Origin of the sequence: Streptomyces sp. NPDC059371 (genome assembly GCF_042751995.1) — a bacterium.
Classification (GTDB): domain Bacteria; phylum Actinomycetota; class Actinomycetes; order Streptomycetales; family Streptomycetaceae; genus Streptomyces.
Genome location: NZ_JBHYXD010000197.1, coordinates 2,299 through 3,437, shown reverse-complemented (window position 1 = coordinate 3,437; position 1,139 = coordinate 2,299). Strand labels below are relative to the sequence as shown.

1 protein-coding gene is annotated in these 1,139 nt (G+C 68.4%); it reads left to right on the top strand.

Annotation, left to right across the window (positions count from 1 at the left end; translation table 11 throughout):
• Nucleotides 1-674: 674 nt before the first annotated feature.
• Entirely contained in the window at nucleotides 675-1,022 is a 348-nt protein-coding gene (locus ACFXGX_RS43085) for a hypothetical protein (protein WP_384803929.1), read from the top strand.
• Nucleotides 1,023-1,139: the final 117 nt, after the last annotated feature.

Genomic DNA, 1,139 nt, shown 5'->3' with positions numbered 1-1,139 from the left:
TCATCTTCTTACTCTATCCTCTCTATCCACAAAAACACCCCCCCCCCTTCCCGGGTCGGCAGCCCCCCGCGCCCACCCCCCCCCAACCGGACCGGCACGGGAGTGAGGAACTGTCAGAGCGTGTGTGAGGAGCTGTGGGCACCCTCCGGGCGCCCCAGTACCCGAGCGCCTCATCGGCGCTCCACGCGCTTCCAGCGCTCAGCCGGACAACGAACTATCCCCTGAGGCGACTCCGTCCCGGTGTTGGGCCCCCCCCCGCAGGGGGGGGCCCACCCGGGCGGGGGGGGGGGGGGGGGCGGGGCCCCCCCCCCCCCCCGCCGCGGGCCCCGGGACAGGGGGGGGTGGTTAGGGCGCTCCCCCCCCCCCCGCCGCACCCCCACCGCCCCCTGGCGCGCCGCGGGGGGGGTGCCCCCCCCCCCCACCCCGGGGGCGGGCACAACGGGACGGGGGAGCTGAGGGGATGTCAGCTCCCCCAACCACGCGTAAGAGGCCCTCTGAACTGGAGTGTTGGAAAGGCCGACCGCTGGTCGAGGGCAGGGGATGACGCAGGAGATAGCGCAGGAGTTTGCGCGTGAGGTGGTGCAACAGATCAAGAGTGTTGTATTATGGAACATGTCGGAGGGGTGGCCCCCTAACCGGCACCGCCGAACGTTCGTCAACAGAAAGGCGTAAGCGTGGAAATCGTCATCAGCGGAGGCAAGGTGGCTCCGCGCACGGACGAGATCACGACCCCTCAGGCCGCGAAGGCCCGCCGGATCGCCAATTTCCTCCCGCGCCCGGAACTCCTCCGGGACGCCGTCATCGAGCACAACCAGGACGACAACACCACGTCAATTCGGTTCGAGACCACGGCCGGTCCCATCCGAATCCTTCTGCCGGTCGCCCAGGGATTTGAGTTCCACATCATCCACGACAGCGACACCGGGCCCCGCATTCTCGGAACATTCCGAGGAGCATCCCTTTCGGTGCGGGCCATCGCATTCCGCATCAGTGAATTTCTGCGGACGCGCGGACTGAAGTAGGAGGCAACCCCCGGGGGGGGGCCGGTTTCCGGGCCCCCCCCGCACCCCCCCCCCCACACCAAAAAAAAAGCAAATAAACGAGCTCATTATTATAGATAAACCCCCCCCCCCCCCCCG